The following is a 5,485-nucleotide window of genomic DNA, read 5'->3' on the forward strand; positions in this document are numbered from 1 at the left end:
GGCGCCCCACCTCGCGGTGGGGCGCCCCTCCCTCATATGGTCCGGACTACTCGTCCGACCCGATGGGTCAGTCGATCACTTGATGATCTTGGTGACCTGACCGGCGCCGACGGTGCGGCCACCCTCACGGATCGCGAAGCGCAGGCCCTCGTCCATGGCGACCGGCTGGATGAGCTCGACGCTCATCTCGGTGTTGTCGCCCGGCATGACCATCTCGGTGCCCTCGGGGAGGGTCACGACGCCGGTCACGTCCGTGGTGCGGAAGTAGAACTGCGGACGGTAGTTGTTGAAGAACGGCGTGTGACGGCCGCCCTCGTCCTTGGACAGGATGTACGCCTGGCCCTCGAAGTTCGTGTGCGGGGTGTACGCGCCCGGCTTGATGACGACCTGGCCGCGCTCGACCTCCTCGCGCTTGAGGCCACGAACGAGCAGACCGACGTTGTCGCCGGCCTCGCCGTAGTCGAGGAGCTTACGGAACATCTCGATGCCCGTGATGGTGGTCTTGGTGGCCTTCTCCTTGATGCCGATGAGCTCGACATCCTCGTTCACGTTGATCTTGCCGCGCTCGATGCGACCGGTGACGACGGTGCCACGACCGGTGATCGTGAAGACGTCCTCGACGGGCATGAGGAAGGGCTTCTCCGTCTCACGCTCGGGGTCCGGGACGGAGTCGTCGCAGGCCTGCATGAGGTCACGGATCGCCTGGACCCACTTCTCGTCACCCTCGAGCGCCTTGAGCGCCGAGATGTGGACGACGGGGGCGTCCTCGTCGAACTCCTGCGACGCGAGGAGCTCACGCACCTCCATCTCGACGAGCTCGAGGATCTCCTCGTCGTCGACCATGTCGCACTTGTTGAGGGCGACGAGGATGTAGGGGACGCCGACCTGACGGGCGAGCAGCACGTGCTCACGCGTCTGCGGCATCGGGCCGTCGGTGGCGGCCACGACCAGGATCGCGCCGTCCATCTGGGCGGCACCCGTGATCATGTTCTTGATGTAGTCGGCGTGACCCGGGGCGTCGACGTGCGCGTAGTGGCGCTTCTCCGTCTGGTACTCGACGTGGGAGATGTTGATCGTGATACCACGAGCCTTCTCCTCCGGCGCCTTGTCGATCTCGTCGAACGCGAACGCGTCGTTGAGATCGGGGAAGGTGTCCGCCAGGACCTTGGTGATGGCCGCGGTGGTGGTGGTCTTGCCATGGTCGACGTGACCGATGGTGCCGATGTTAACGTGCGGTTTGGTCCGCTCGAACTTCGCCTTCGCCACTGTGTGTCCTCCTGGACTGGTCTGTCCCCACCTCGAGGTGGGCACTGCTTTGTGTGGGATCTGATCTTACTCATCGTGCCGTGGGGGGCACGAACCGGCGGCCACCCGGAGGTTCGACCGTGCGCCGCCGGCATCGGCCCCGCCCTACCTCACGGCCGGGCGGGACCAGTACCGGTTACTCGCCGGTCGCCTTGGCGATGATCTCCTTGGACACACTCGCCGGAACCTCGGCGTAGTGGGAGAAGACCATCGAGTAGTTGGCCCGGCCCTGCGTCCGCGACCGGAGGTCGCCGACGTAGCCGAACATCTCGGACAGCGGCACGTTGGCCTTGACGACGCGGGCGCCGGAGCGCTCCTCCATCGCCTGGATCTGGCCGCGGCGGGAGTTGATGTCGCCGATGACGTCGCCCATGTAGTCCTCGGGCGTGATGACCTCGACCGCCATGAGCGGCTCGAGGATCACCGGCTGACACTTGCGCGCGGCCTCCTTGAACGCCATCGAGCCCGCGACCTTGAACGCCATCTCCGAGGAGTCGACCTCGTGGTACGCGCCGTCGACCAGCGTCGCCTTGACGTTGACCATCGGGTACCCGGCCAGGACACCGTACTGCATGGCGTCCTTGATGCCGTGGTCCACGGAGGGGATGTACTCCTTGGGCACCCGGCCACCGGTGACCTTGTCGGCGAACTCGTAGGTCTCGCCCTCCTCGACCTGCTCCTGCGGGAGCGGCTCGAGACGGATCTGGACCTTGGCGAACTGGCCCGAACCACCGGTCTGCTTCTTGTGGGTGTAGTCGTACTTCTCGACCGTGCCCTTGATGGTCTCGCGGTAGGCGACCTGCGGCTTGCCGACGTTGGCCTCGACCTTGAACTCACGCTTCATCCGGTCGACGAGGACGTCGAGGTGGAGCTCGCCCATGCCGCCGATGACCGTCTGACCGGTCTCGTCGTCCAGCCTGACGGAGAACGTCGGGTCCTCGCGCGCCAGCTTCTGGATGGCCGTGCCGAGCTTCTCCTGGTCGGCCTTGGTCTTGGGCTCGATCGAGACGTCGATGACCGGGGCCGGGAACGTCATCGACTCGAGGATGACCTGGTTCTGCAGGTCACACAGGGTGTCACCCGTGGTGGTGTCCTTGAGGCCGATGAACGCGTAGATGTGGCCGGCGACGGCCTCCTCGACGGGCATCTCCTTGTTGGCGTGCATCTGGAAGAGCTTGCCGACGCGCTCCTTCTTGCCCTTGGTGGCGTTCTGCACCTGCGTGCTCGGGTCGATGCGACCCGAGTAGACGCGGACGAAGGTGAGCTCACCGAAGAACGGGTGCACGGCGATCTTGAACGCCAGCGCCGCGAACGGCTCGTCCTTGGAGGGCTGACGGCTGACGACCTTCTCCTCGTCGCCCACGGCGTGACCGTGGATCGAGCCGACGTCGAGCGGGTTCGGCAGGTACGCGATGACGGCGTCGAGCAGGGGCTGGACGCCCTTGTTCTTGTACGCCGAACCACACAGCACCGGGTAGATCTCGGCGTTGACCGTCATCTTGCGGATCGCGGCCTGGATCTCGGCCTTCGTCAGCTCCTCGCCGCCGAAGTACTTCTCCATGAGGGCCTCGTCGCTCTCGGCGACGGCCTCGAGGAGCTTCTCCCGGTACTCGTCGGCCTTGTCCTTGAGATCCTCGGGGATCTCCTGGACCGTGGCCTCGGTGCCGATCGGCGTGACGCCGGGCCAGACGAGGGCCTTCATCTCGACGAGGTCGATGACCCCGTCGAACTCGTCCTCCGCGCCGATGGGCAGCTGCAGGACGAGCGGCTTCGCGCCGAGCCGGTCGATGATGGTCTGCACGGTGTAGTAGAAGTCCGCGCCCATCTTGTCCATCTTGTTGACGAAGCAGATGCGCGGGACGTCGTACTTCTCGGCCTGGCGCCAGACCTGCTCCGACTGGGGCTCCACGCCCTCCTTGCCGTCGAAGACCGCGACGGCGCCGTCGAGGACGCGCAGCGAGCGCTCGACCTCGACCGTGAAGTCGACGTGGCCCGGGGTGTCGATGATGTTGATCTGGTTGTCGGCCCAGAAACAGGTGACGGCGGCCGACGTGATGGTGATGCCGCGCTCCTTCTCCTGTTCCATCCAGTCGGTGGTCGAGGCGCCGTCGTGCGTCTCGCCGATCTTCCGGTTGACACCCGTGTAGAACAGGATGCGCTCGGTGACGGTCGTCTTACCGGCGTCGATGTGCGCCATGATGCCGATGTTGCGGACCTTGTTGAGGTCGGTCAGCACGTCCTGTGCCACGGATGGTCCCCGATCGTGAGTCTTAGGTGGCCCGGGCGGTCGTGTGGACCGTCCGAACCGGGTCTGTTGTCCTGGGCCGTGCCCCGCTTCACTCGCGCGGGAGCCGACCCTCGTTCAATGATGCCACCCTCGGGGCGGCCGGGGGGCCCCGGAGAGGTGACGCCCGGTGGGCGTCCCCCCGCTCCGGGGCCCGGCTGGATCACCAGCGGTAGTGCGCGAACGCCCGGTTGGCCTCGGCCATCTTGTGGGTGTCCTCGCGGCGCTTGACCGCGGCACCCAGACCGTTGGAGGCGTCGAGGATCTCGTTGGCGAGACGCTCGACCATGCTGTTCTCGCGGCGCTGCCGGGAGAAGGTCACCAGCCAGCGCATCGCCAGGGTCGTGGAACGCCCGGGGCGGACCTCGACGGGCACCTGGTAGGTGGCGCCACCGACGCGGCGGGAGCGGACCTCGAGGGCGGGCTTGACGTTGTCGAGCGCCTTCTTGAGGGTGAGGACCGGATCGGTACCGGTCTTCTCGCGGCAGATCTCCAGCGCGGAGTAGACGATGCGCTCGGCGGTCGTCTTCTTGCCGTCGAGGAGGATCTTGTTGACGAGCTGCGTGACCAGCGGCGAGCCGTAGACCGGATCGTTGATGAGCTGGCGCTTCGGGGCGGGACCCTTGCGAGGCATTACTTCTCCTTCTTGGCGCCGTAGCGGGAGCGGGCCTGCTTGCGGTCCTTCACGCCCTGCGTGTCGAGGGAGCCGCGGATGATCTTGTAACGGACACCCGGGAGGTCCTTCACACGACCACCACGGACGAGCACCATGGAGTGCTCCTGGAGGTTGTGGCCCTCACCGGGGATGTAGGCGGAGACCTCGATACCGCTGGTGAGGCGCACGCGGGCGACCTTACGCAGCGCGGAGTTCGGCTTCTTGGGGGTGGTGGTGTACACACGGGTGCACACGCCACGACGCTGCGGCGAGCCCTTGAGGGCAGCCGTCGCCGTCGAGGACTTCTTGTCCTGGCGGCCCTTGCGGACCAGCTGGTTGATGGTTGGCATGAACCGACTTTCTCTAGCTGGCGGCCTCCTCGGGGGCGACCACCGGTCACTGGGACGTTGCTCGTATCCGGACTCTCGCGCTCCCCGACGGGCGCACGGGCGACCACGTCAGCCGCTCTCGCTGGCCTACTGGGCACGATCCTCCAGCTCGCGTACTGCGAGCACGATGGTCAAGCCTAACCGCCCTCGTGAGGATCGGTCAAAACGCGGCCGGGGCGACGCCTCGGGCCGACGCCTGCGGGACCTGCGCGAGCACCAGGTCGAGGGTCTCGGCCCAGTATCGGATCACCTTCTCACGACGGGCCGAGTCGTCGGAGAGCACGTCCGCGAGCCCGAGCCCGCGGGCCAGGTCGAGGGTGGCCTGCAGGGGCCTGCGCACCCGCACGTCGCCGGGGTCGTGACCGAGGGCGGCGGCGGCGATCACCAGGACCTCCCGGGACATGTGGTTCTCGAGCGGCAGCACGCGGTCGCGCAACGCCGGATCGCTGGCCGCCGCGGTCCAGACGTGCAGCGCCGCCTTGAAGAGGTCGGAGGTGTAGTGCTGGACGATGAGTCGGACCACGGCGACCGTCCGCTCCGGGCCCGGGTCGGGCAGATCGAGTCCCACGTTCCGGACGTCCTCGAGCCGCTGTTCGATCATGTGCCCGAGGGCGGCGGTGATGAGGTCCTCACGGGTCGGGAAGTGGTGTTGCGCGGCGCCCCGTGAGACGCCGGCGGCGGCGGCCACCGCGCCCACGGTGGTCGCCGCCCAGCCCTGCGTGGCGAGGAGGTCGATCGAGGCACCCAGGAGGCGTTCCCGCGTGAGGCGACTACGGTCCTGCTTGGGGGCCCGCTGCTCGGGTGCCGTCATTGCTCCTCCTGTTACCAGTCCTGCTCGTCGTAGATGATCAC

The 5,485-nt window shown here is 67.1% G+C and carries 5 protein-coding genes; all 5 read right to left on the reverse strand.

Annotated features, from left to right (window positions below; translation table 11 throughout):
* Window positions 1-75 precede the first annotated feature (75 nt).
* The 5 genes from tuf to G6022_RS07850 all read right to left on the reverse strand — a co-directional run bounded on the left by tuf (window position 76) and on the right by G6022_RS07850 (window position 5,444).
* Entirely contained in the window at window positions 76-1,266 is a 1,191-nt protein-coding gene (gene tuf / locus G6022_RS07830) for an elongation factor Tu (protein ID WP_179525927.1), read from the reverse strand.
* Between the two features lie 175 nt (window positions 1,267-1,441).
* Window positions 1,442-3,553: an elongation factor G gene (gene fusA, locus G6022_RS07835; protein ID WP_182617728.1), complete on the reverse strand. Its 2,112-nt coding sequence runs from the start codon at window positions 3,551-3,553 to the stop codon at window positions 1,442-1,444.
* Between the two features lie 199 nt (window positions 3,554-3,752).
* Entirely contained in the window at window positions 3,753-4,223 is a 471-nt protein-coding gene (rpsG, locus tag G6022_RS07840) for a 30S ribosomal protein S7 (protein ID WP_179525929.1), read from the reverse strand.
* Window positions 4,223-4,594, reverse strand: a complete 372-nt coding sequence (gene rpsL / locus G6022_RS07845; RefSeq protein ID WP_017838186.1) for a 30S ribosomal protein S12 — start codon at window positions 4,592-4,594, stop codon at window positions 4,223-4,225. The genes rpsG and rpsL overlap by 1 nt, the downstream gene beginning before the upstream one ends.
* A gap of 199 nt (window positions 4,595-4,793) precedes the next feature.
* Window positions 4,794-5,444 carry a TetR/AcrR family transcriptional regulator gene (locus G6022_RS07850; RefSeq protein WP_182639184.1) on the reverse strand — a complete coding sequence of 217 codons (651 nt, stop codon included), beginning with the start codon at window positions 5,442-5,444 and terminating at the stop codon, window positions 4,794-4,796.
* Window positions 5,445-5,485 lie beyond the last annotated feature (41 nt).

It is taken from the genome of Dietzia sp. Cai40, assembly GCF_014145165.1.
Taxonomy (GTDB): domain Bacteria; phylum Actinomycetota; class Actinomycetes; order Mycobacteriales; family Mycobacteriaceae; genus Dietzia; species Dietzia natronolimnaea.

Coding starts and splice junctions, on each gene's coding strand:
- G6022_RS07850 (WP_182639184.1), bottom strand. CDS start 5,444: ATGACGGCACCCGAGCAGCGGGCCCCCAAGCAGGACCGTAGTCGCCTC.
- rpsL (WP_017838186.1), bottom strand. CDS start 4,594: ATGCCAACCATCAACCAGCTGGTCCGCAAGGGCCGCCAGGACAAGAAG.
- rpsG (WP_179525929.1), bottom strand. CDS start 4,223: ATGCCTCGCAAGGGTCCCGCCCCGAAGCGCCAGCTCATCAACGATCCG.